Below are 23,372 nucleotides of genomic sequence, written 5' to 3' on the forward strand. Positions count from 1 at the left end.
GGTCATTAGAAAACTAATGACGCCAATGAACTGACCAAAAATATAATCATTGTAAGGAGTCTTACCCATGCGTAACTACAAAATTGCTGCAATTCCTGCTGACGGTATTGGTACTGAAGTTATTTCAGCAGGCGTCAGTGTTCTTGAATGTTTGCAAAAGAAAGTGGGCGATGTGACCTTCCAAATTGAACATTTTGACTGGGGATCTGATTATTACAAAAAGAACGGTGTGATGATGCCTGAAAATGGTTTGGAAAAACTGAAATCATTTGATGCTATTTATTTTGGCGCGGTGGGTGCACCAGATGTGCCGGATCATATTACACTTTGGGGGCTGCGTTTGCCTATTTGTCAGGGTTTTGACCAATACGCTAATGTGCGCCCTACAAAAATTATGGCCGGTATTCAGTCGCCGCTGCGTAATGCTGGTCCAGGCGATTTGGATTGGGTGATTGTGCGTGAGAACTCCGAAGGCGAATACTCAGGACACGGCGGGCGGGCGCACCGTGGTTTACCGGAGGAAGTCGGTACTGAAGTGGCTATTTTCACTCGTGCCGGTGTCACTCGCATCATGCGTTATGCTTTCAAGCTAGCACAGTCACGCCCACGTAAACTATTGACTGTGGTAACAAAATCCAACGCTCAACGCCACGGGATGGTTATGTGGGATGAGATTGCTGCCGAAGTGGCAACTGAGTTTCCTGATGTGAGCTGGGATAAAATGCTGGTTGATGCTATGACGGTGCGCATGACGCTGCATCCAAAATCCCTGGATACCATCGTGGCGACTAACCTCCATGCTGACATTCTCTCAGACCTTGCTGGCGCACTCGCCGGGAGCCTAGGTGTCGCGCCTACGGCAAATATCGATCCGGAGCGTCGCTTCCCTTCAATGTTTGAACCTATTCATGGGTCCGCATTTGATATCACAGGTAAAGGTATCGCCAACCCTGTTGCGAGCTTCTGGACGGCGGCACAAATGCTGGATCACCTGGGTGAACATGATGCTTCAGCTTTGCTGATGTCGGCAGTAGAAGAAGTGTGCGCAACCGGTGTCAAAACGCCAGATGTCGGTGGTAGAGCAACAACTCGTGAAGTCACCGATGCAGTTATTGCTGCCATCATGAAGCGCTAAAAATCAGGGGGAATAATGGCTACGTGGACGAACGAAACAGCGAAAAGTGCGTTGCTTGAAATGTTCAGTGCGGCGATTAAAAGTGCAGACCCTCATGCTGCATTGCTTGATGCGTTGCCAGAAAAACCCCCTGGCCGATGTATTGTGGTGGGAGCCGGTAAGGCTTCCGCTGCAATGGCGGCAGCATTGGAAGCCGCATGGCCCGATGTGCCGCTTTCAGGTGTCGTGGTCACTCGCTACGGTCATGCGGTTCCCACTCGGAAAGTACGAATTATTGAGGCGGCGCACCCGGTGTCAGATTCCATGAGCGAAGTGGCATCGATGTTGATTCTGGAATCACTCAAGAACCTGACTCCTGATGATTTAGTGATTGCCCTGATTTCAGGTGGCGGTTCGGCTCTGATGGCATTGCCACGCACCGGCATTACGCTTGCGGATAAGCAAGCCGTGAATAAAGCACTGCTGCGAAGTGGAGCCACGATTCAAGAAATGAATGCCGTTCGGAAGCACTTCTCGGATATTAAAGGTGGCCGCCTGGCACTGGCGGCACTTCCGGCAAAAGTGGTGACGTTAGTTATTAGCGATGTGCCAGGAGACAACCCTGAAGATATTGCTTCAGGGCCAACTCTTCCTGATAACAGTACTATCGAGCAGGTCAGAGAAATACTGCATCGCTATCAAATTGAATTACCTGAACATGTGTCACAAGTGCTTGCTGAAAAAAGAGAAACTGTAAGTGCTAAAGCTATTCAAGTTGATGTACGCATGATTGCCACACCGTCAAAAGCATTACTCAGTGCGGCAGCTGTCGCGAGGAAAATGGGGATAGCCCCTGTGATTCTTGGGGATGCGCTTGAGGGGGAAAGTGCGCAACTTGGGATAGTCATGGCAGGCATTGCGCGTTCCGTTAAGCACCATGGACTGCCAGTCAAAACGCCAGCAGTATTGCTCTCCGGCGGCGAAACCACGGTAACTATCGGGAGCTGTTCTGCAAAACGTGGGGGGCGCAATACTGAGTTTTTGTTAAGCCTGGTGAACGCCCTGGCAGGGGAAACACATATTTGGGGCATGGCGGGAGATAGCGACGGTATCGATGGTACTGAGGATGCTGCTGGGGCATTTATTTGTCCTGATACTCTCAGCCGCGCGCAGGAAAAAGGCGTAAGTGGAAAACAGATGTTGGAAGAGCATGACAGTTATAGCTTCTTTGCGGCGCTAAATGACCTCATTAAAACGGGACCTACGCTGACGAACGTTAATGATATTCGGGCGATTTTAATCGTTTAATAAAGAACGCAATCCCGGCGATTCACCGCCGGGGTATTTGTTTTTAACTCCTCCAGAACGTCCTCGAGAATAAAATCAGCACCGGATATATCTCAAGTCGCCCCAATAACATCGCGGCGCACATCAAATATTTAGCGCTATCACTTAACGTGCCAAAACCTGCCGCAGTCTCGCCAAAGCCTAATCCCATATTGTTAATACAGGCTGCAACGGTGGCGAAAGAGGTTAATAAGTCATAACCCTGCAAGTTGAGCATCCAGATAAAGAAACAGGTGCACACCACGTAGAGGAAGAAAAAGCTCCACACCGAGCGCAGCACTCTGTCGTTTATCGGCGAATTTCCGACGCGAATACTCATCACCGCGCGGGGGTGGGCGAGCTGGTGTACTTCATGACGCGTCTGCTTAAATAGTACCAGGAAACGCAGCGCTTTGATCCCACCACAGGTTGAACCTACGCAGCCGCCAAAGAAGCTGGCTGAAAGCAGCAGTACGATGGTGTGTACCGGCCACGAGGCGTAATCGCCGGGAGAAAGCCCGTTGTCGGTAATCATTGAGCTGGTGAGGAAAAAGGCATGCACGAACGAGGCCGGAAGGGCGTACATTCCGGCTCGCCAGACTTCGAGAGTGATGATTAAAATCACCACACTGGCGACCAGCAGGAAGAATCGCAGCTCGGCACTTTTGAGGAAAGGTTTAATGCTGCGGCGTGCGATGGCGACAAAATAGAGCGTGAAGTTAATGGCTGAGAGCAAGGAGAATGCCCCCGCAACCAGCTCTATCGCGTAGCTATCATAAAAGCCGATGCTTTCTGTGCGGGTCGAAAATCCACCTAATGACACAGTAGACAGGCCGTGGCACAGCGCGTCGAAAAATGGCATTCCTGCGAGCTTGTACGCAAGAGTACATGCGCCGCCCAGCAGTAAATAAGTTAACCACAGGCTTTTGGCGGTATCCGCAAGGCGTGGGGTGAGTCTCTCTTCTTTAAAAGGCCCAGGCATTTCGGACTGATAAAGTTTCATCCCCCCAATACCGAGCAGCGGAAGCACCGCAACCGCGAGCACGATAACACCGAGACCGCCGACGAAATTTAGCTGCGCCCGGTAATAAAGTATCGACTTGGGGAGAAGGGAAACATCATTGAAAACGGTCGCTCCAGTGGTGGTAATCCCTGAAACGCCTTCAAATATCGCATCAGCTAAAGAGACATTGTAGCTGTCATCAAGCCACAGCGGCATGGCGCTGATCACTGAAAAAAGTAACCAAAACAATACGATGATGATAAAACCATCGCGCGTTTCGAGCTGAATATTCGACCGCCCGGTCACCGCCCAGCACACACTTCCGAGAGTAAAAGTGATGATAAAGGTATAAAGAAACCCAAACAGGCTGCGTTCTTTTTCGACTAAAGCCAACAACATTGGCGGGATCATGGTCAAACTGTACAGAACGACCAGAAACGAACAAAGGTGAAGAACAATTCGGAATCGTGTTGATATATACATCAGAGGTACCCAGATACCTGCGTTATTCAGGGTTATCAATCACCCAGGACGACGAAGTATAGGGTATTTATGCCGATCAGAACATGGGAAGCGTTGGAAGAGGGCAGAATGGGCAACGCACAGGTTGCCCATTTTTGATTAACTGATGTGTCGCTTATTTCTTGTTGTATACATCTGCGGTGCCGTGAATTTTATTCTCGGTATCAGCAGAGGTCACAACGTAAAACTTGCCGCCAAGCTCATCGGCTTTCTTAGAAAGTTCTTCTTTTGCATCACTCGGTGACGTTTCGCCACTGGTGGTGATAGTGCCGACTTTCACATATTCATCTTTGTGGTCGTTGTAAGCTTCCTTCGTCAACAGCTCAGCAGAGAACGCACCAAACGATACTGCACCCAACGTTAATGCTACCAACATGCCCTTAACTATCTTCATGACGAACCTCATCTTTGATTATGGAAGATAAATGTTTTCCTTACCCATAGACTATGGTTCAAAGAACTGTTTCTTGCCACTTTAGGGAAGGGAGCATTTGTGCTTTTTTTTTGTCATTAATCAGTCACAAACAATAAGGCTGCACCCGTTCTGCCCTTGTAAGTTGGCATGGTTATATAAAAATTATGTTTTTTTATAAATAAAAAATAAATTGCGTTGATATAGGCTACGCGTTGAATATGCGCTGCGATTTCTGTAGCTATCTGTTTATTGAATCGGTTTTTTAGCTTTATGGTGAATATTTAACTGTTGATCGTTGTTGCCGTAAGTCGCGCGTATTGCAATAACCCTTGTTTATTCTATCCTCAATTAACGGATGGCATTCAATAAACATCTCATGCTTTTATATTACTGAAGTTGTTGAAACTTATTCTAACGGAGTACGAGTTAATTCGCGGGCTTAGTATTTATGCTGCCCACGGATACGTGCGATTGTCACCATCACCTGGAATAACGTCATCATGGAAATTAATGATACCTCGAATGCCGAGAAAAGGCTGGTTGCCCGATTTCTCGATATGTTCATCAAGTTTGGATTAATCCTCGCCCTGGGTTCTTTCTGTTTTACCGTCATCTCACCTTTTATGAATATGCTGCTGTGGGCGCTTATTCTGGCGGTAACGTTATATCCATTGCATCAACGTTTTGCTTCACGCATGGGGAATAAGCAGGGGCTGGCGGCAACAGTGCTGGTTCTGCTGGGCGTGCTCCTTATCGTACTCCCGACCATCGCTATGATCACCTCGTTGGGAGATAGCGTGAGTGCGCTGATTACCCGGGTGAGCAGCGATAGCCTGGTTATCCCGCCGCCTTCAGACCGCGTGATGGTGATTCCTGTTGTCGGTGAAAAAATATATGTCGTGTGGATGAAAGCCTCGACGGATTTGCCCGGCTTAGTAAAAAGCTACGGCCCGCAATTAGGGGAAATCACTCGCCACGTGCTGACCATTCTCGCCAGTATGAGCGGCGGCCTGATTGGCTTTGTGTTCTCGTTTATTGTGGCGGGAATCATGATGGCCTGGGGCGCAGCCGGTGCGGTGAGTGCTACCAATATCGCCACACGTATCACTGATGAAAGAAAAGGCCCGGCGTTAACTCGCCTGTGTACCAGCACGATTCGAGCGGTGGCAATGGGGGTTATCGGCGTTGCGTTCATTCAGGCATTGTTAGCGGGTATCGTGATGGCGATTGCGGGTATTCCTGCCGTAGGGATTTTCTTCGTCCTCGCGCTGATTCTGGGTATTGCCCAGGTGCCGGTCATTCTCGTTACCGCTCCGGCAATCGCCATTATGTGGATGACAGGCGACCACGGAACGGCGATGAATATCGTCTTCACCATTTTGCTGATTATCGCGGGTATGGCGGACAACGTGCTCAAACCTGTTCTGCTGGGACGCGGTGTGGATGTGCCCATGCCTGTGGTGCTGCTGGGCGCGCTGGGCGGTATGGCAACCAACGGGATTCTCGGTATGTTTATCGGTGCGACGCTGCTTTCGATCGGTTATCGAATCTTCATGGCATGGGTCAATGAAGGCCCCTCTGGCCCAACGTTGAGCGGACAAGATGCTCTGTGAGGAGAGAATCAGGCGTCTTCTGTTAACAGGAGGCGCCAGTCTGGTTTTAACCGCTTGTACTACTTTGGGGCCAGACTATAAAACACCGCAAGTTCCTGAAATCACTCAATGGCAGCCGACGACGAAAACCATGTCTGCCCAGGTTTCTGCGCAAAATTATGACCAGTGGTGGAGGCAACTTAACGATCCGACATTAACGATGCTGATCAATGAAGCCTTGCGCAAAAATCCCGACGTCAAAATTGCCGGGCTGCGTCTGTTGGAGTCGCGGGCGCAATTAGGCATTGCGGAGAGTTTACGCAGCCCGCAGGCCACCATCGGGAACGGCGAAGTGCTCACCGGCGGGCAGCAGCGCAACGGCAAATATATCGCCAGCACCACTTATGGCGCGGGTTTCAATCTGGGCTGGGAAATTGATTTCTGGGGTAAATTCGAGCGTGGCGTGGAGTCGGCAGATGCGAGCTATTTCGCAACGCTTGCCCAGTACGACGATATTCAGGTGTTGATGGCGGCACAGGTCGCGCAAATTTATATGAACATCCGCACCCTGGAAGCCCGGCTGGCGATCACCGACAGCAACGCCAGAATCCAGCGCCGGAGCCTGCAAATCACGGAACGCCTGTTCCTGAGTGGCAACAGCGCGGAGCTGGATGTGCAGCAGGCGAAAACACAATATCTTTCAACCCTTTCCAGTATTCCACAGCTTGAAACCACGCTGCGGCAAAACCAAAACGCACTTAGCGTGATTCTGGCGCGAAAGCCGGGCCCATTGCCAGAAATGGCAGGCAATACCGGCGTGTTGCCGAAAGCGAATCTCGCTCTGGTTTCTGAATTACCCGCGGATTTACTACGCCGTCGGCCAGATGTGCGAGTAGCCGAGCGGCAACTGGCTGCTCAGTCAGCGCTGATCGGTGTGGCGGAAACTGAGCTTTATCCTTCGATTTCACTTATTGGCAGCGTTGGCATCAGCGGGCGCAACGGCGACAGCAGCACGTTGTCCTGGGTTGCAGGGCCAACGTTTAGCTGGAATTTGCTCGACCAGGGGCGTCTTGGGAACCAGGTGTTAGTGCAGGATGCGCGTTTCCTGCAACTGCATGAACGCTATCGGGATACGGTGTTTCAGGCCGCTCGCGATGTTGATGACGCCGCCGTCGCTTATGCCAATGATAAGCAGGAAATCGAGCTGCTGACGCAAACTGGCGAGGCCGCGAGCCGCTCACTTGAGATTGCCAACACACAATATCGCGAAGGTATGGCTGATTTTCAGCGCGTGCTGGACTCTCAAAGGGCTTTGTTTAATCAACAGGAAAGGCTGGTTAACAGCCAGGGCGCCTTGATGCGCGATTTGATCACCCTCTACAAAGCACTCGGTGGCGGCTGGGAGAAAGGGCGAGAGCGCCCGCTGGTTGACCCGCAAACCGAGGCTCATTTACGCCAGCGAGACGACTGGGTGCCTTTGCTGGACGAACCTTTGCCGCCCGCACCGCGTCCACCAGAAACGTATCCCCCAAAAACCATGCCTACAGAAGGTAAACAGCAATGACCGAATCCTCATCCCCGGCAGGGCAAGCTAGCCGTCGTGGCGTGATCACTCTGCTGGTGGCGATTGTGGTGTTGTTCTGCTGGTATTTAGCGGCGGACCGGCTCACGCCCTACACTTCGCAGGCCAGAATCCAGGCATTTGTCATCCCGATTTCTGCTGAGGTAGCGGGGCAAATTCAGAAGGTCTACGTGGTTGATAATCAGGAAGTCGCCCCGGGCGACCCGCTGTTTGAACTTGACCCGGAACCGTACGACATCGCGCTGGCAAAAGCGCGGTCGGATTATGAAACGGTGCTCAGTTCCGTCAACGCGAATAAAGAGACGATTATGGCGGCTAAAGCTGGGCTACAGGCCGCCACTGCCGCCTACCAAAATGCCGCGAAAGATGCTGAACGCCAGGAGCGTTTGTATCGTGAAGATCCCGGTACCATTTCCGTTCGTCGCCTCGAGGTGGCGCAAGCGACACGCGAAACCGCACGCAGCCAAATGGCGGCGGCAGCGGCAGATGTGCGTCGGGCGACTGAAGCGGCGGGCGTTGCCGGGGACAATAACTCGCAGTTGCTGAGTGCGCGTTCTGCGGTACATAAAGCGGAACTCGACCGCAAAAATACCATCGTGGTGGCGACCAACCGCGGCCTGGTCACGGATTTAAACACCGATATCGGCCAGTTTCTTGGGGCTGGAGCACCAGTGATGACGCTGGTTGCGATGAGTGATGTCTGGATTAGCGCGGATATGACTGAAAATAACATCGGCAATATTAATGCCGGTGATGAAGTGGCGATTTTGCTCGACAGCCTGCCCGGTCACATTTTCAAAGGACAGGTGCGCAGTATCGGCTATGGCGTGAGTACGGCGCCCGGCCAGCCCGCAGGCGTTTTACCGACGGTGGACAATAACCGTGACTGGCTGCGTCAGGCCCAGCGTTTCCCGGTCAAGATTGCCTTTGTGAAAGACGATTTCCCTCCGGTCAAAAACCTTCGCGTTGGCGGACAGGCTGATGTGTTGGTTTACGCCAACGGCGGCGGTTTGATGAGCTTCTTCGGTAGCATTTACATACGGTTAATGAGCTGGTTCTCGTATATCTACTGAGGTGGGCCATGCATAACGCAGACCGTGCGGTACTGAGAATTGGGTTTGGCATCGGCATCACCACGTTTGCGTGTTACGGCCTCGCTCTGCCCATGCCCCATCTGGGCTGCATCATGGCGTGGATTGTGCTTTGCCAGGGCAAACCGTTACCCATCAAAAAAGGGGTGATCGTCGGCTTAATGCTGATGGTGACCATGATTGGCGGGGTATTGATGGTGCCGCTGCTGACACATTACCCGTTACCCGCAATGTTGTTTACGGCGCTGCTGCTCTATTGGCTGATGCTGATGGGGCTGAGTGGGAAGTCAACGCAGGCCATGCTTTTGATTGTCGCAGTAACCATTATTCCGATTGCCGGGCTTATCGAGCAGTCGCTGGCGATAGGCATCGCCCAAATGATGGGGCTGGGAATTATTATCGGCTCCGTCGTTAATCGCCTGGCGCTGGTGTTATTCCCGCCGCAAGCCACGCCTGCCGGGGGCGCGAAAGTGGCTCTTGCGCCTGAGTCGCCGTACAGGTTAGCCCTGCGCGCGGTGGTTATTGTGTTGCCGGTGTGGCTGCTGGCACTCAGCAACCCGGCGTTTTATATCCCGGCGGTGATGAAAACCGTGATGCTGGCTCAACAGGCCAACACGCTGGTGGCAAAGCAAGCCGGGCGAGAATTAGTGTTTTCGACGGTGATGGGCGCGTTACTCGCAGCGGTGCTCTGGCTGGCGCTGAGTATCTGGCCTTCACTATTAATGCTGGTATTACTGACGGCGCTGATGACTCTGTGGGTGGCGCGGCGCCTGGTGCGGCTCGCCATCAGTCGATTTACACCTTCTTTCTGGAGTAACGCCTGGATTACCTGCCTGATTCTGTTTGGCCCCGCCATTCAGGACAGCGCTTCGGGTAAAGATGTCTGGCTGGCGTCGGCGATGCGTTGCTCTTTATACATTGCGGTTGCCCTCTACGGTTGGGCGTGTGTGGTGGTTCTTGAACGCTGGCACTTGCGTAGTCGTCCAGCCGTCGAAACCTGGTCTGGAGATTAAAATGTTACTGGTTTTGCTCACGGGAATGCCGGTCATTCTGTGTAATATGCTGCTGCAATCGTTGGTGTCAGTTTGGTGTATTCGTTTTTATATCAAACACTTTCACCAGCGCGAAGGCATGCTGGTGGGTGTATTGGCGCTCTTCGGAATTATCATTATCGTGCTGATGGGCAATTTGCTGCAAATCATGCTCTGGGGAATATTGTTCCTCTGGCTGGGTGAATTTTCTAATCTGCAAGAGGCGGTTTATCACTCGGGCGTCAACTTTGCCACGCTGGGGTATGGCGATATCGTGATGAGCGCGAAATGGAAACTGCTTGGCCCGCTGGAAGCCGTAAACGGTGCGCTGATGATTGGTTTATCCGGGGCGAGTATGCTGGCGGTGTTACAGCACCATATTCGCAAGCAGGTTGGCAAAATAAATTAACATTTTCCCGGTGCGGACCAACTGAATATATTGACGTTTATGCTGACAACGTCGTTTACCGGGCGCGGTAATTTCATTATTTCTCTAAATGTGATTTAACACCCTCACCAACCTGTGAGGAATTTTTGATGCGCGCATTTAACAACATGGTCAGCGGTGAAAGCTATAACATTAATGACCCGGAATTAATTGAAATTCGCTACCGAACCCGCGATAACGTGGATGAATTCAATGCGTTGAGTGCTCGCGCCGTAACGGAAAAAGATCGCCTGGTTCGCACGATATTTGGCCGCGTCGGCGAAAATGTGCATTTCGAAAAAGGGATGCGCATTGATTACGGATGTAACACGCATATCGGCAATAACGTGTTTATCAATTTCAATTTTGTCTTACTCGACTGCGCTCGAGTGACTATCGGTAATAACGTCTTTATTGGCCCGGATGTTCAGGTTTATACCGCGCAGCATCCGCTCGACCCTGAAACCCGCAATCGACATATCGGCAGCGCCCGTCCGGTCACGATTGGGAATGATGTCTGGATTGGCGGGGGCTGCATTATTTTGCCCGGCGTGACCATTGGCGATGGCTCAACGATTGGTGCGGGCAGCGTGGTGAAGCACGATATTCCCGCAGGCGTCATCGCGGCAGGGAATCCATGCCAGGTAAAACGACTTTGTGCAGCAGATAAGTTGTCAGAAATCATCGAGTGAACCTAATCTCAAAGTAGGAATTTGTGTGGGATAAAAGGGTGAGGATTGATGAGAAAGGTTGCCATTATCGGTGCAGGGCCAACGGGGATTTATACCTTTTACTCCCTTCTTAAACATAACGAACCGCTGTCTATTGCTGTCTACGAACAGGCCCGTGAAGCCGGTGTGGGCATGCCTTACAGCGATGAAGAGAACTCGCGAATGATGCTGGCCAATATCGCCAGTATCGAAATCCCGCCCATTTTTTCGACCTACATTGACTGGCTCAGAAGCCGAAGTGAAAGCAATCTGGCGCGATATGGCGTGGAGCATTCTTCCCTGCATATTCGGCAATTTTTGCCGCGTATTTTGCTGGGGGAATATTTCCGCGACCAGTTTTTGCAGTTGGTCGAGCAAGCCAGAAAACAGGGTTTTGATATCCAGGTGCATGAGTCTTGCCAGGTCACGGACATTGAAGTGGCGGCAGATGGCGTCAGATTGTGGGCGCAAAACGGCCCGGAACCAGCACTCTTTGAATATGCCGTGATTGCCACTGGCCACGTCTGGCCTGAAGAAGACCCGACGGTGCGCACTTTCTTCCCCAGTCCGTGGTCCGGGCTGATGGAGGCCAAAATTCCGGCGAGCAAAGTGGGCATTATGGGCACCTCTCTTAGCGGCATTGATGCGGCAATGGCGGTGGTGATTCAGCATGGTGATTTCGTAGAAACCGACGACGAAAAGATTGAATTCAGGCCAGACCAGGGATGCGAGGGGCTTAAGATTGTATTGATGTCGCGCTCTGGCATTCTGCCGGAGGCTGATTTCTACTGTCCGATTCCTTATGAACCGCTGGCTATTGTGACTGAACAGGCGATTAAACAAGAAATTGCCAACGGCGAAAATGGCCTGCTCGACCGGGTTTTTGAGCTGGTGAAAAAAGAAATTGAACAGGCCGACCCGGCATGGAGTGCGCATATTTCGCTGGAAACGCTTGATGCGGATAGTTTTACCGAGGCCTGGTTTGCCGATCGCCATGAGAACGGCCCGTTTCGCTGGGCGGAGTCCAACCTGCAAGAAGTTGAACGCAACAAACGCGATCGCAAGACCGTGCCCTGGCGGTACGCCATCCTGCGTTTGCATGAAGCCGTTCAGGAAATTGTGCCGCATCTTACTGAGCGAGATAGCGAAAGGTTCAATGCCGGGCTGGCGCGCGTGTTTATCGATAATTATGCGGCGATCCCCTCGCAATCTATTCGCCGATTACTGGCATTGCGCGAAGCCGGGATTATCAGCATTCTCGCTCTCGGGCAGGATTATAAGCTGGACATTAAAGAGCGCCAGACGGTGATTTCGACCGATGAAAATGTGTATGAGTTTGACGTTTTTATCGACGCGCGCGGGCAGAAAGCATTAAAAACAAAAGACCTGCCGTTTCCTTCGCTACGCAAGCAACTTGAAACCACTGGCGATGACATTCCTGAGGTCGGGGACGACTACACGTTACTGGAACCTGCCAGTGTGCGGGGGCGCATTGCGTTTGGCGCGTTGCCTTATCTTATGCACGACAAGCCTTTCGTTCAGGGGCTGACGGTATCCGCAGAAATGGGGGAGGTGATGGCGAAGGCAATTTTAAAGCCCGTGAGACAGCCCACGAGCTTTTAGTAGGTCGGATAAGCGTAGCGTCATCCGGCAGCTGGCACATCTTTGGTGGATGACGCTGTCGCTTATCCCCCCTACGAAACTATTTTACTAAGAAGTAATCTGCTCAGTAACCGGCGTAACCGTCGCTTCTTTCTGTGATTTACTCGCCTGCTCTTCGCGGTATTTCAGGTTATCCCAGATGCGGAAGAACGGGTAATACATCACCAGCGAAATCCCGAGGTTCACAATTTGCAGTATCGAACCTGAAATATGCCCGCCGGTTGCAAGGTATCCGCTGACCACAATTGGCGTGGTAAACGGCAGGGCGATCCCCGCAGGTTTTGCCACCAGTCCAGTGGTCATCGCGATGTAAGAAACAATCACCAATACCACAGGCGTCAGAATAAACGGCACCACCAGATAGGGGTTCATGACGATTGGAATGCCGAACACCATCGGTTCGCTGATGTTAAACAGGCTGCCAGGGGCTGCGATTTTACCGAGCTGTTTCATCTGCGCACTGCGGCTGCGGATAAGCATAAATATCACCAGACCTAACAACGCGCCAGTGCCGCCAGGGGCAATCCACAAGTCGTAAAATTGCTGCGTGATAATGTGCGGAATCGGCAGACCGTTCTGAAACGCTTCCAGGTTTTCAGACATATTGCTCAACCAGACCGGGCGGATAAAGACCAGCACGATAGTGTCGCCGTGCAGGCCCAGCATCCACAAAATCCCAATCAGCAATACCGAGATAATCATGCCAGGCAAGGAGCCGCCAACATGGCTCATCGGAATGCCAACCAGATCGGTAATCATGGTGTTGATGTCGCCAAACGGGGTGGCTTCAACCAACAGGCGCAGCGCCAGAACCACCGCCAAAACGCAGAAGCCAGGAATCAGTGCCAGGAATGATTTTGCCACCGCAGGCGGCACGCCTTCCGGCATACGGATAACCAGGTTGCGGTTGTGAATAAAACGATAAATTTCGGTGGAGAGCAGGGCGATAATAATCGCGACGAACAGCCCCTGGCTGCCAATCTGGCCCATAGGCATCACGCCTTTCACCAGTTGCGCCGCGCCACCCGCTGCCGGAGTAAACATAATATGCTGCGGAATAGTCATCACAAACGCGACCAGCGACACGGCGCCTGCCGTTAGCGGGTCGATAGTGCGATATTTTTCTGCCAGGCGATACGCGATACCAAAGGCGGAGATGAGCGCCATGATGTCGTAAGTCGCTTTAACCGGGTAGAGCACCTTTTCCTGCCACGTTGGGCCGAAAAGGTTGGTCATCATCTGCCCGTATCCGGGCACCGGAAGATAGGCAAAAATCAGGAAAAACGAGCCGATAAGCATAAACGGCATATTCAGAATGATACCGTCACGCACCGACAGCACGTGCTTTTGCCCGGCGATTTTAAGCGCGGTTGGCAGCACGTATTTTTCGATAATAGATTTACTCACAGACACAGACACCCCCCTTTCCGGCGCAGGATTTAGCGCCGGGTATTGTTTTTATATTTGGTGAAAAGCCATTACTGATTGAACTGCGGTAACCACGCTTTGTTAATGCTTAATACTTCTTCGACCAACGTTTGTGCCAGATTGACATCAGCTACCAGCGGGTTTGCGACCAACGCCAGCAGCGCTTTTTGCTTATCGCCGTGAACCGCGGCTTCTATGGTCAGGCGTTCAAAATCTTTCACTTGCTGCGTCAAGCCATTCATCAGCAGCGGCAATTTGCCAAAGGCCAGCGGATGCGCGCCCAGGGCATCAATCAGGCAATTGGTTTCGATTACTGCGTCGTCCGGCAAGCCCTGAATCGCCCCGTTATTGGCGGTGTTGACCACCATTTCAACGCCGAGATTATTGTGCAGCGCATTGATCAATTGCACCGCGACTTCGGAATAGAACGATCCGCCGCGCTGGCTGAGTTCTTCTGGCTTTTTATCCAGATTCGGGTCGGCGTACAGCTTAAACAGCGACTCTTCCACCTTCATCACCAGCTCGGCACGCGTACCTTTGGTGTCTGCGTCTGCCAGTTCATCTTCGAGCATGGTGCGGGTTTGCCAGAAATAGCGGTGATACGGGCAGGGAATAGCATGCAGGGCGCGCAGCAAATCCGCAGGCCACGGAATCGCTTTAATATTGTTCATGGAAAGCTGCTCGCCGTCGCACAGCATTTCGATCACTTCGTCGGTGGCATCGCGTCCGTCGGCCAACACTTTATGTACCCAAACCATATGATTCAGGCCCGCAAAACGTAGCGACACTTTGTCGTGAGGCAGTTTCAGCATATCGGCAATCATGTGATGCATGGTGACGGGCACATTACACAGGCCGATAATTTTGGCCTTGCTGTAGCGCGAAACCGCTTCGGTCACAATGCCAGCCGGATTGGTGAAGTTGATAATCCATGCGTCGGGAGCCAGGCGCTCCACGCGTTTCGCAATATCCATCATCACCGGAATGGTACGCAGTGCTTTGGCAAAACCGCCTACGCCCGTGGTTTCCTGGCCGAGCAGCTTGTGGCTTAAACCGAGACGTTCATCGGCGGCGCGCGCGGGAAGTTGCCCGACGCGCAATTGCGTTAAGACAAAACTGGAGCCTTTTATCGCCTCGTTGGCATCAAAATGCACCGAGACTTTTATCGCTTCCAGGCCATTACGATCCAGCATACGGCGGGCGAGGGCGGCGATAATATCAACTTTATGGCGACCGGCTTCGACATCCACCAGTGCCAGCTCCGCCATTGGCAGTGAAACGTGGCGCTCAATCAAACCTTCAATCAATTCCGGGGTGTAACTGCTTCCCCCGCCAACAACGGTAATTTTCATGCTGTTCTCCGCGGGCCTCAGGCCATCAGTTGAATGGCTTTATCCAGCACGCGGTCACCGCGCATGGTGCCGTAATCCATCATGTCTATCACCGCCACAGGCAAGCCTCGCGGGGTGGAAAGTTCTGTCAGGCGTTGTAATTCAAACTGCACTTGCGGGCCAAGCAGCACCACATCGGCGTGGTGAAGTTGGTTTTCAATTTCAGCCACCGGAAACGCTTCAATTTCTACGTCCATTGACCGCTTTGCCGCTTCGGCACGCATTTTCTGCACCAGCATGCTGGTGGACATTCCCGCAGCGCAACACAACATGATTTTTTTCATTACAACAATCCTCTCGTTTGAAAACATATTTCATACATTAGCCGTTTTAATTAGCATGTATGAAAATTATTTTCATGAGTGTGATCGCAGTTGGATAATTGCTCAGGCAAGGCACAACAGGGTGAAAATGTGATCTGTATAAGAAAAATGGAACTCACTGATAATCAAAACGATGAAAAGAAGCTCATCAGGCTGGATGGATTGAAAAATAATTTCAATAATTTATGATGTATTTAACGAGCAGAAAATGCCGACATTAGGACACCTCCTGTTATGGATATTGTTTACCAACTGGTGCATGGGTTATCGGGTCTGCCCGCGCAAGAATCACGGCTTGCGCGCTTTTTCCTCGACAATTTTGCGCAGATCCCAGACGCGACGATGGAAGAGCTGGCGGCCAAAGCGGGTGTCAGCCCGGCAACATTGCAGCACTTCGCCCGGAGCATTGGCTGTGACGATATCAATGATTTTATCGGCCAGGTGCGCCACCAACAGCAGGAGAGCAGCCAGCAAACGCCAGCCGCGCCGATGCTGGGTGATGCGGCCTGGATGGATCCCAGCACACTGCAAGCGCTGGCTAAAAATGCCGGAGTGGGTAGCGAAATACTCGAGCGTTTTTCGCACTCCATCGGGCGCGAAAGTAGCAGCGATATTCTTGGCCAGATCCGCAATCGCCTGAATGACTTCAGCCAGCAGGAATCGCGCGTCGCGCAGACCATTCTTGAAGATGTCTCGTTTGCGGCTTCTGCAACCATCGATCAACTCGCGACGGCGGCAGGCGTCAGCCCGGCTACCATCACTCGTTTTGCTCGCGCCGCTGGCTGCGACGATATTCGTGATTTGCGCATGAAACTGGCGCAAGCCAGCACGCCGGTTTCTGCGGGCGATATGCCTGCTCCGTGGCGCGAAAAACTGGGCAATGTGCAACATGCGTTAAATTCCCAGTTGTGCGAACTGCTGCCCTCCGCGATGAACCAGGCGATTGCACGGTTAAAACAGGCGAAGGCGGTGCATATTTTTAGCGCCAGCGCGGCCGATACGCCCTTTGCCAGCCTGTTGCAATATCGCCTGCTGACTCAGGGTTATCCGGCCAATATTTGCCAGGATGGAGCGATGATGAGTATCACTGCTTCGATGCTGGGGAAAGGGCAGGTGTTGGTTATTTTCGCCGCAAGTGCGCCAGAAAACTCGCTGATTGCGGCGTCGCATCAGGCGCGTCGGCTGGGGGCTGAGTTAGTGATTATCGGCCAGGAAGTGGGTGCGTTTATCCATCGCGAAGATATTCATCTGCCGCTTAAAGACACGCGGTACGGCGCATTGTTAGTGATTGATTTGCTGTGCGAAGGGATTGATAGCTGAGTTATTGGCAAAATTGTCGGATGTCGCTGACGCTAATCCGACATTTGTTCTGATGGATCAGAACGCCGTTTCTAAGGTTTCCAGAACCTGATAGCCATCATCCACCAGATACAGCGCTTTCCATTTGTCGAATGTCAGACACGGATGCGAGGTGCTGAAGACCAGAATATCCCCCACCTGTACATCGGCACCTGGTTTGAGTTTCAGCATCGCGTGCTGGTCCATAATTCCGGTCGTTTCGATAGTATCAGCGGCATTTTCCAGCGCTTTACCGGCACGATAATGGGCGATGGGTTGCGGTAATCCGGCATCAAAGGCGCTGTCGCGCTTGCCGAAATTCACAATCGCGCGGCCGCTCTCCGGCACCGATTGCACCATGGCGACCAGTTCCAGCGCGGAAGCCAAATCCCCACCTAAATCGCAGGCGACCCTATCCCGCGCCATTAGCTCGTCCTGCGCTTGCTGGTAAATTCCGGCATCGTGCGTGATGTAACACCCGGGGCGAATGACCACACGGCAGTTCGCTGGCTTCTTCGCTTCCAGCCAGACATTGCAGACCACGTCATACCAGACGGAACCCGCGCCGGTGAGGATAAATTCCCCGTAGACATAGTGCTCGAGTTTGCAGGCCAGCGCAGCGGCTTCACGCAGCAGTGCTTCGACTTTTGGCTGTGGGTTTTCGCCATGCAGCACGCCTTCGTACAGTTCCAGCCCGCGTAAACGTAGCGCCGGAAGCGCAGAGATTTCTTCGGCTAACGCCAGCGCTTGTTCCGCCGTGCGGCAACCGCAGCGCCCACCGGGCACGCCCAGTTCCAGTAAAATATCGAGCTGCTGGTTTTGTGCGGCAAAGAAGGCGGAAAGTGCTTTTGCGTTCTCAATGCTATCAACACAACACAGATAATCGGCGTCGGGATAGTGTGTTTTGAGCTGCGAAACCAACTGCATATTCGCTTTGCCAACCAGTTGGTTGACCATCAATACGCGCTTGATTCCGCTGACCATTGCAATGCTCGCTTGCCAGGCGCTACCCACGCCAATCGCCCAGGCTCCCGCTTGCTGTTGTTGCTGGAAGATCCACGGCGTCATGGTCGTTTTGCCGTGCGGGGCCAGCGACACGCCGCGGGTATCAGCGTAACGCTGCATCCACTGAATATTGTTCTCAAGAGCCGTTTTTTTGATGACCGCAGCAGGCAGGCAAACGTCTTCATTGAGGATGTTAGCCGGGGAAAATAGCGTGGCAGATTTGTGTGGGACGATGTTACTTTTCTGGTATTTCATAACATTATTCCTTGAGGGTTAACTTTTCTTTCAGACTTGGTATCAATTTTAAGTTATTGATAAATTTATTAATTAACTTGATGGTGTATTTGTGTTGAATAAAAGTATCATAAATTCATATGCATTTTGCGTAGTCTTCCACTGTTTTTTACGCTTGTAAATGGTTAACTTTAATCCAGAACACAACGGGGGTCAGGAAGCCATGAAGTTCGACTATTTGTTTAAAAATGTCACCGTCATCGATGGAAGCGGGGGCGCGGAGTATCGCGCTGATGTGGCGGTGCAGGGCGAAAGGATTGCACAAATCGCGCCGTCGATTAGCGAATCGGCGCATCATGAAATCGACGGCACAGGCCGCGTGTTGGCTCCCGGTTTTATCGACGTCCACACTCACGATGACATCAACGTGATTCGTATGCCGGAGTACTTGCCGAAAATCAGCCAGGGCATCACCACGGTGATTGTCGGCAACTGCGGAATCAGTGCCGCAACAGCGACCATGAAAGGCGCGGTGCCAGACCCGATGAACTTACTCGGTGACGCGGCACAATTTATCTACCCAACGGTTGCCGCCTACGCAGAGGCGGTGGAGCAGGCGAAACCCGCTGTTAACGTCGGCACGCTGATTGGTCACACCGCACTGCGCAATAACCATATGGACGATTTGTTCCGCGAAGCCACGCGTGAGGAAATTAGCGCGATGCGAGAACAGCTCCGTCTGGCCTTGCAACAAGGCGGGCTGGGATTGAGCACCGGCCTTGCCTACGCCAGCGCATTCCATTCCACTACTGAAGAAGTGATGGCGCTGGCGGAAGAGTTGGCTGCGGGCAATGGGATTTACACCACTCACTTGCGCTCTGAGTTTGAACCGATTCTCGAGGCGCTCGACGAGGCGTTCCGCATTGGCCGCCACGGTAAAGTGCCGGTGGTGGTTTCGCACCATAAATGTGCCGGGGCGAAGAACTGGGGGCGCACAGTCGAAACGCTGAAATTATTCGATAAAGTTCGCCAGCAGCAGGATGTTTCCTGTGATTGTTACCCGTATTCCGCCAGCTCATCGACGCTGGATGTGAAACAAATTACCGAAGATTTCGACATCATCATTACCTGGTCGCAGACGCATCCTGAAGTCGCCGGACAGTCGCTGAAGCAAATTGCGGAAAGCTGGGAGATGACGCTGGTTGAGGCAGGGAAACGGCTGATGCCCGCAGGGGCGATTTACTACAACATGGACGAGCAGGACGTGCGACGCGTGTTGAGTTACCCGGTGACGATGGTCGGTTCTGATGGATTGCCAAACGATCCGATGCCGCACCCGCGCCTGTGGGGCGCGTTCCCTCGCGTGCTCGGCCATTACAGCCGTGACGAGAAATTATTCCCATTGACGGTGGCGGTGCATAAGATGACGGGCATGTCGGCGGCACGTTTCCAGCTTGCCGAGCGCGGCCTGGTAAAATGCGGCTATTATGCTGATTTAGTGATGTTTGATCCTGAAACCGTGCGCGATGTGGCGAGCTTTAGCCATCCACAGCAGCCAGCAGCGGGGATTGAAGCCGTGATGGTTAACGGTGTCATGAGCTATGGTCGGGATAAGAAAGTGATTGGGCGTGCCGGGCGTTTTTTACGTCGGTAAACAATTAAGGAGCAACAATGAGCATTAAACGTTATGGCGTCGGCGGCAGTACCGGGACGGGCGGGCAGAAACTGCCTTTTGCGAAAGCCGTAGAGGCGGGCGGGTGGCTGTATGTATCCGGCCAGACGCCGATGAAAGATGGCGAAGTTGTCGAAGGCGGGATTATCGAGCAGTCGCGCCTGGCGATTCAGAACTGTGTAGACATCATGCAGGACGCGGGTTACACCCTGGCCGATGTGGTGCACGTAAAAGTTTTCCTCACCGATGCGCGTTATTTCCAGTCATTTAACAAAGTGTTCGCTGAATTCTTTTCTGACCATCCGCCAGCACGTGTGTGCTGCGTGGCGGATTTGGTGGTGGACTGCAAAGTGGAAGTGGATTTGACCTGTTATCGGGCGGATCGTTAAGGCCACTCTCACCCCGACCCTCTCCCCGGGAGCGGGTTAGGGTGAGGGCGATAATTCCGCATCTAAAAAACTAAATTAAAAATAACGCGGCATGTTCTCAGAAACATGCCAACGGGTTTCCTGTGTCTTTTTTCAGGCGGCTAATTTCATCTTTATTATTAACCTGGAAGTGAGCCATGAATAATATGTCTTTTCTGATTTGGTTTGCGATATATGCCTGCGCGATGATTACTCTCGGCTGGTATGTCTCCCGTCACCAAAAAAATGGTGACGACTTTTTATTGGGTGGCCGTTCAATGCCATTGATTTTAACCCTCGGCTCAACCGTTGGCACCATGGTGGGTACCGGTTCAAGCGTAGGTGCAGTGGGCTTTGGCTACACCAATGGCTGGGCGGGGATGCTATATGGCCTGGGCGGCGCGATAGGTATTTTGCTGGTGGCCTGGCTATTTGCGCCGGTGCGTAAAATGCGCTTTATGACCATGAGTGAAGAAATATCTTATTACACCGGTGGCAGTAAAATTATTAAAAATGTGGTGGCGATATTAATTTTTATTGCGTCCATTGGCTGGCTCGGTGCGCATATTTTAGGTGGCGGTTTATATCTGGCATGGGCAAGTGGCATTGATATTAATACGGCGAAAATTATTATTGCTGCGGCTTTTATTGTTTATGTCGGCATTGGTGGATATTCCGCTGTGGTGTGGATTGACACCGTTCAGTCATTAATTCTATTTATTGGCTTTATCCTGATGGCTGTTCTGGCGGTGCACCATGTTGGCGGCTGGAGCCATATTCAGCAGGCCGTTGACCCGGCAGCGCAAAGTCTGTTTGCCGTTGATAAGTTAGGTATTTTACCGGCGTTCTCGCTGGCCATGGTGATTGGCGTCGGCGTGCTGGCTACCCCTTCATATCGCCAACGTATTTACTCGGCAAAATCCGTGGCAACTGTGCGTAAATCCTTTGTTATTACAGGTCTTTTATACCTCGGCTTCTCCTTCCTGCCCGCTATTATTGGTATGGCGGCGTACACCATGAACCCAGGGCTGGATAACAGTGGTTTTGCTTTCTTGTTTGCGACGCAAGTCCTGCCGCCCATGCTGGCGATGCTGGTATTGATTGCCGGGATGTCGGCGAACATGTCCTCGGGCAGCTCGGATGCGATTGCTGCGGTGTCTATCGTGCTGCGCGATTTGTACACCTTAATTACCGGCCATATGCCTGCGCCTGAAAAAGCGATTCGTATGTCGCGTATTTTCCTGGTGTTGGTGATTGGCCTGGCGCTGCTGTTCGCACTGACCTCGAACGACATCATTAGCTACATCACCAAAATGATCTCCATGATCATGTCCGGCATGTTTATCTGCTCGATTCTGGGGCGTTTCTGGACGCGCTTTAACTGGCAAGGTGCGCTGGCAGCGCTGCTAGGCGGGGCAGGTACCTCCATGATTTTGCTGGCAAACGAAAGCTGGATGAGTTTCTGGGGCAACCCGTGCGTGCCTTCCGTGTTGGCAAGCCTGGTGTTGTCTGTGGTGGTCACGCTGGTGACACCGGCCAGCAAAATGAGCCGCGAAGAAGCACTGGAAATGATCACCCGCGAACGTGAAAACCAGCCGGAAGCCGTACCCGTACCATTGGGAAAACGTGCGACAGGTGGTGCGCGATGAACGGCAATTACATCGCCGTTGACTGGGGCTCCACGCATTTGCGCGCCTGGTTATACCGCGACGGACAATGTGTTGACAGCCTGCAACAGCCTTGCGGCGTCAGCCGTCTGGCTGAGCAAACGGTGCGCCAGGTGTTTGATCGATATGTTGAACCGTGGCGCAAAGAGCATGCCATTCCCGTGGTGATGGCAGGAATGATTGGCAGCGATGCGGGCTGGCAGCCCGTGCCCTATCTGGCTTGCCCGTTTTCACTGTATCAACTCAGCGCGCAGCTTTGCGAAGTGGCTGAAAACGTATGGATTGTGCCAGGGCTGAAAACCGCGCAAAACGTGATGCGCGGCGAAGAAACGCAGCTGCTGGGTGCGATGCATCTGGCGCCTGCCGGGTGCTATGTGATGCCAGGCACCCACAGCAAATGGGTGCAGGTCGATAATGGTGTGGTGCGTGAATTTGCCACCGCGATGACCGGCGAGTTGCATTATCTGCTGATGAACCACTCGCTCATCGGCAAGGGTTTGCCAGAGCAACGTGCCAATGACGATGCAGTTCAGGCCGGCTTGCAACGCGGGCTGGATTCCCCTTCGCTGGTAAGCCGTTTATTTGAGGCGCGTGCTTTGCGGCTTCTGGGAGAAATACCGGCGGAGTCGGTCAGCGATTGGCTTTCCGGCCTGTTGATTGGCGCAGAAGTGGCGGCGCTCAGTCGTGAGTTCGCTATAAACAACGTGACGCTAGTGGGCAGCGAATCGCTATGCAGCCGCTATCGCCAGGTGCTGGCGCAAGCCGGGATCACTGCTGATGAAATTGCAGGCGATGCTGCATTCCAGCAAGGCATAAGGAGCATTTTAGATGCAAGACGCTAAACTTTTGGTCGCCATTCTACGGGGCATTCACCCGCATGAAACCAGCGCCCACGTCGGCGCGCTGATTGAGGAAGGGTTCCGCTATATCGAAATCCCGCTTAACTCACCCGACTGGCAACAGAGCATTCCGCAAATGGTCAGCCTTTATGGCGAACAAGCCTGTATCGGCGCGGGAACGGTGCTGAATGTGGAGCAGGTCGATTTCCTGGCGCAAGCGGGAGCCAAACTGGTGGTTACGCCGAATACCAACCCGACGGTGATACGCCGGGCCGTCGATGCCGGAATGCTGGTGTGCGCAGGTTGCGCCACGGCAAGTGAAGCGTTTAGCGCGCTGGACGCGGGCGCTCAGTGCCTGAAAATATTCCCGTCATCGGCATTTGGCCCTGCTTATATTTCGGCGTTAAAAGCCGTGTTGCCCCCAACCGTGCCGGTGCTGGCGGTTGGCGGCGTGACGCCAGAAAATATTGGGGAATATTTACAGGCCGGTTGCGCGGGGGCAGGGCTGGGCGGAGATTTATACCGCGCCGGGCAGAGTGTTGAAACTACGCGCGTTCAGGCGAAACGATTTATGGCGGCGTTTATGCTGTAAC

Annotated in this window: 21 protein-coding genes and 1 pseudogene; 15 read left to right on the forward strand and 7 right to left on the reverse strand. The window is 52.6% G+C overall.

The window, feature by feature from the left end; all coding sequences use genetic code 11:
- The first annotated feature begins 67 nt into the window (after positions 1-67).
- Together GBAG_RS04900 and GBAG_RS04905 are read left to right on the forward strand one after the other, a co-directional pair.
- On the forward strand, positions 68-1,135 hold the full coding sequence (locus GBAG_RS04900) for a tartrate dehydrogenase (protein ID WP_034493895.1): 1,068 nt from the start codon (positions 68-70) through the stop codon (positions 1,133-1,135).
- Between the two features lie 15 nt (positions 1,136-1,150).
- Positions 1,151-2,422: a glycerate kinase type-2 family protein gene (locus GBAG_RS04905; RefSeq protein WP_034493896.1), complete on the forward strand. Its 1,272-nt coding sequence runs from the start codon at positions 1,151-1,153 to the stop codon at positions 2,420-2,422.
- A gap of 43 nt (positions 2,423-2,465) precedes the next feature.
- Here GBAG_RS04905 and GBAG_RS04910 read toward each other — a convergent pair whose 3' ends face one another.
- Together GBAG_RS04910 and yahO are read right to left on the reverse strand one after the other, a co-directional pair.
- On the reverse strand, positions 2,466-3,926 hold the full coding sequence (locus tag GBAG_RS04910) for a TrkH family potassium uptake protein (RefSeq protein WP_034493898.1): 1,461 nt from the start codon (positions 3,924-3,926) through the stop codon (positions 2,466-2,468).
- A gap of 154 nt (positions 3,927-4,080) precedes the next feature.
- Positions 4,081-4,359 carry a DUF1471 family periplasmic protein YahO gene (gene yahO, locus GBAG_RS04915; RefSeq protein ID WP_034494561.1) on the reverse strand — a complete coding sequence of 93 codons (279 nt, stop codon included), beginning with the start codon at positions 4,357-4,359 and terminating at the stop codon, positions 4,081-4,083.
- Positions 4,360-4,880: 521 nt separating this feature from the next.
- Here yahO and GBAG_RS04920 point away from each other — a divergent pair.
- The 7 genes from GBAG_RS04920 (at position 4,881) to GBAG_RS04950 (ending at position 12,436) form a co-directional block, all read left to right on the forward strand.
- The gene (locus tag GBAG_RS04920; RefSeq protein ID WP_034493899.1) at positions 4,881-5,993 is read left to right on the forward strand and encodes an AI-2E family transporter; all 1,113 of its coding nucleotides are present in this window, start codon (positions 4,881-4,883) and stop codon (positions 5,991-5,993) included.
- Positions 5,983-7,536, forward strand: coding sequence for an efflux transporter outer membrane subunit (locus GBAG_RS04925; protein ID WP_051873639.1), 1,554 nt, complete (start codon positions 5,983-5,985; stop codon positions 7,534-7,536). The genes GBAG_RS04920 and GBAG_RS04925 overlap by 11 nt, the downstream gene beginning before the upstream one ends.
- The gene (locus GBAG_RS04930; protein ID WP_034493900.1) at positions 7,533-8,627 is read left to right on the forward strand and encodes an HlyD family secretion protein; all 1,095 of its coding nucleotides are present in this window, start codon (positions 7,533-7,535) and stop codon (positions 8,625-8,627) included. The genes GBAG_RS04925 and GBAG_RS04930 overlap by 4 nt, the downstream gene beginning before the upstream one ends.
- Before the next feature lie 8 nt (positions 8,628-8,635).
- A complete protein-coding gene (locus GBAG_RS04935; protein WP_034493901.1) occupies positions 8,636-9,658 on the forward strand; it encodes a DUF2955 domain-containing protein in 1,023 nt (340 codons plus the stop codon).
- 1 nt (position 9,659) lies between these two features.
- Entirely contained in the window at positions 9,660-10,085 is a 426-nt protein-coding gene (locus GBAG_RS04940) for an ion channel (RefSeq protein ID WP_034493902.1), read from the forward strand.
- Between the two features lie 128 nt (positions 10,086-10,213).
- Complete coding sequence (locus GBAG_RS04945) at positions 10,214-10,795, forward strand: sugar O-acetyltransferase (RefSeq protein ID WP_034493903.1); 582 nt, start codon at positions 10,214-10,216, stop codon at positions 10,793-10,795.
- Between the two features lie 48 nt (positions 10,796-10,843).
- Entirely contained in the window at positions 10,844-12,436 is a 1,593-nt protein-coding gene (locus GBAG_RS04950; RefSeq protein WP_034493905.1) for an FAD-NAD(P)-binding protein, read from the forward strand.
- Positions 12,437-12,523: 87 nt separating this feature from the next.
- Here the strand turns inward: GBAG_RS04950 and celB are convergent, their stop codons facing one another.
- From celB to GBAG_RS04965, 3 genes are all read right to left on the reverse strand, one after another.
- Positions 12,524-13,882, reverse strand: coding sequence for a PTS cellobiose transporter subunit IIC (gene celB, locus GBAG_RS04955; protein ID WP_034494565.1), 1,359 nt, complete (start codon positions 13,880-13,882; stop codon positions 12,524-12,526).
- A 71-nt stretch (positions 13,883-13,953) separates the two neighbouring features.
- Positions 13,954-15,255 (reverse strand): 6-phospho-beta-glucosidase, encoded by a 1,302-nt coding sequence (locus tag GBAG_RS04960; protein ID WP_034493906.1) that lies wholly within the window; start codon positions 15,253-15,255, stop codon positions 13,954-13,956.
- A 17-nt stretch (positions 15,256-15,272) separates the two neighbouring features.
- Positions 15,273-15,578 carry a PTS sugar transporter subunit IIB gene (locus GBAG_RS04965; RefSeq protein ID WP_034493908.1) on the reverse strand — a complete coding sequence of 102 codons (306 nt, stop codon included), beginning with the start codon at positions 15,576-15,578 and terminating at the stop codon, positions 15,273-15,275.
- A gap of 273 nt (positions 15,579-15,851) precedes the next feature.
- Here GBAG_RS04965 and GBAG_RS04970 point away from each other — a divergent pair, with 273 nt between their 5' ends.
- Entirely contained in the window at positions 15,852-16,937 is a 1,086-nt protein-coding gene (locus tag GBAG_RS04970; protein ID WP_034493910.1) for a MurR/RpiR family transcriptional regulator, read from the forward strand.
- A gap of 57 nt (positions 16,938-16,994) precedes the next feature.
- Here GBAG_RS04970 and GBAG_RS04975 read toward each other — a convergent pair whose 3' ends face one another.
- Both GBAG_RS04975 and GBAG_RS23055 read right to left on the reverse strand, forming a co-directional pair.
- Positions 16,995-18,215, reverse strand: coding sequence for an amino acid deaminase (locus tag GBAG_RS04975; protein ID WP_034493911.1), 1,221 nt, complete (start codon positions 18,213-18,215; stop codon positions 16,995-16,997).
- Between the two features lie 72 nt (positions 18,216-18,287).
- Positions 18,288-18,386, reverse strand: a pseudogene (locus GBAG_RS23055) (hypothetical protein); the annotation flags it as partial.
- 31 nt (positions 18,387-18,417) lie between these two features.
- Between GBAG_RS23055 and GBAG_RS04980 the strand changes: the two are divergent.
- From GBAG_RS04980 to GBAG_RS05000, 5 genes are all read left to right on the forward strand, one after another.
- Positions 18,418-19,848, forward strand: coding sequence for an N-acyl-D-amino-acid deacylase family protein (locus tag GBAG_RS04980; RefSeq protein ID WP_034493912.1), 1,431 nt, complete (start codon positions 18,418-18,420; stop codon positions 19,846-19,848).
- Positions 19,849-19,865: 17 nt separating this feature from the next.
- Positions 19,866-20,255, forward strand: a complete 390-nt coding sequence (locus GBAG_RS04985; RefSeq protein ID WP_034493914.1) for a RidA family protein — start codon at positions 19,866-19,868, stop codon at positions 20,253-20,255.
- 176 nt (positions 20,256-20,431) lie between these two features.
- Positions 20,432-21,922, forward strand: a complete 1,491-nt coding sequence (locus GBAG_RS04990) for a sodium:solute symporter family protein (protein WP_034493916.1) — start codon at positions 20,432-20,434, stop codon at positions 21,920-21,922.
- Positions 21,919-22,782: a 2-dehydro-3-deoxygalactonokinase gene (locus GBAG_RS04995; RefSeq protein ID WP_034493918.1), complete on the forward strand. Its 864-nt coding sequence runs from the start codon at positions 21,919-21,921 to the stop codon at positions 22,780-22,782. The genes GBAG_RS04990 and GBAG_RS04995 overlap by 4 nt, the downstream gene beginning before the upstream one ends.
- Positions 22,769-23,371, forward strand: coding sequence for a 2-dehydro-3-deoxy-6-phosphogalactonate aldolase (locus tag GBAG_RS05000; protein ID WP_034493919.1), 603 nt, complete (start codon positions 22,769-22,771; stop codon positions 23,369-23,371). The genes GBAG_RS04995 and GBAG_RS05000 overlap by 14 nt, the downstream gene beginning before the upstream one ends.
- Position 23,372: the final 1 nt, after the last annotated feature.

The sequence above is a fragment of the Buttiauxella agrestis ATCC 33320 genome, assembly GCF_000735355.1.
Classification (GTDB): domain Bacteria; phylum Pseudomonadota; class Gammaproteobacteria; order Enterobacterales; family Enterobacteriaceae; genus Buttiauxella; species Buttiauxella agrestis.

Bases quoted from the DNA above. Each gene is read 5' to 3' on its own strand.
- GBAG_RS04970 (WP_034493910.1), top strand. From the start codon at position 15,852: ATGGATATTGTTTACCAACTGGTGCATGGGTTATCGGGTCTGCCCGCG.
- GBAG_RS04925 (WP_051873639.1), top strand. From the start codon at position 5,983: ATGCTCTGTGAGGAGAGAATCAGGCGTCTTCTGTTAACAGGAGGCGCC.
- GBAG_RS04905 (WP_034493896.1), top strand. From the start codon at position 1,151: ATGGCTACGTGGACGAACGAAACAGCGAAAAGTGCGTTGCTTGAAATG.
- GBAG_RS04990 (WP_034493916.1), top strand. From the start codon at position 20,432: ATGAATAATATGTCTTTTCTGATTTGGTTTGCGATATATGCCTGCGCG.
- GBAG_RS04960 (WP_034493906.1), bottom strand. From the start codon at position 15,255: ATGAAAATTACCGTTGTTGGCGGGGGAAGCAGTTACACCCCGGAATTG.
- GBAG_RS04950 (WP_034493905.1), top strand. From the start codon at position 10,844: ATGAGAAAGGTTGCCATTATCGGTGCAGGGCCAACGGGGATTTATACC.
- GBAG_RS04975 (WP_034493911.1), bottom strand. From the start codon at position 18,215: ATGAAATACCAGAAAAGTAACATCGTCCCACACAAATCTGCCACGCTA.
- GBAG_RS05000 (WP_034493919.1), top strand. From the start codon at position 22,769: ATGCAAGACGCTAAACTTTTGGTCGCCATTCTACGGGGCATTCACCCG.
- GBAG_RS04920 (WP_034493899.1), top strand. From the start codon at position 4,881: ATGGAAATTAATGATACCTCGAATGCCGAGAAAAGGCTGGTTGCCCGA.
- GBAG_RS04945 (WP_034493903.1), top strand. From the start codon at position 10,214: ATGCGCGCATTTAACAACATGGTCAGCGGTGAAAGCTATAACATTAAT.
- GBAG_RS04985 (WP_034493914.1), top strand. From the start codon at position 19,866: ATGAGCATTAAACGTTATGGCGTCGGCGGCAGTACCGGGACGGGCGGG.
- GBAG_RS04980 (WP_034493912.1), top strand. From the start codon at position 18,418: ATGAAGTTCGACTATTTGTTTAAAAATGTCACCGTCATCGATGGAAGC.
- yahO (WP_034494561.1), bottom strand. From the start codon at position 4,359: ATGAAGATAGTTAAGGGCATGTTGGTAGCATTAACGTTGGGTGCAGTA.
- GBAG_RS04995 (WP_034493918.1), top strand. From the start codon at position 21,919: ATGAACGGCAATTACATCGCCGTTGACTGGGGCTCCACGCATTTGCGC.
- GBAG_RS04965 (WP_034493908.1), bottom strand. From the start codon at position 15,578: ATGAAAAAAATCATGTTGTGTTGCGCTGCGGGAATGTCCACCAGCATG.
- GBAG_RS04930 (WP_034493900.1), top strand. From the start codon at position 7,533: ATGACCGAATCCTCATCCCCGGCAGGGCAAGCTAGCCGTCGTGGCGTG.
- GBAG_RS04935 (WP_034493901.1), top strand. From the start codon at position 8,636: ATGCATAACGCAGACCGTGCGGTACTGAGAATTGGGTTTGGCATCGGC.
- GBAG_RS04910 (WP_034493898.1), bottom strand. From the start codon at position 3,926: ATGTATATATCAACACGATTCCGAATTGTTCTTCACCTTTGTTCGTTT.
- GBAG_RS04940 (WP_034493902.1), top strand. From the start codon at position 9,660: ATGTTACTGGTTTTGCTCACGGGAATGCCGGTCATTCTGTGTAATATG.
- GBAG_RS04900 (WP_034493895.1), top strand. From the start codon at position 68: ATGCGTAACTACAAAATTGCTGCAATTCCTGCTGACGGTATTGGTACT.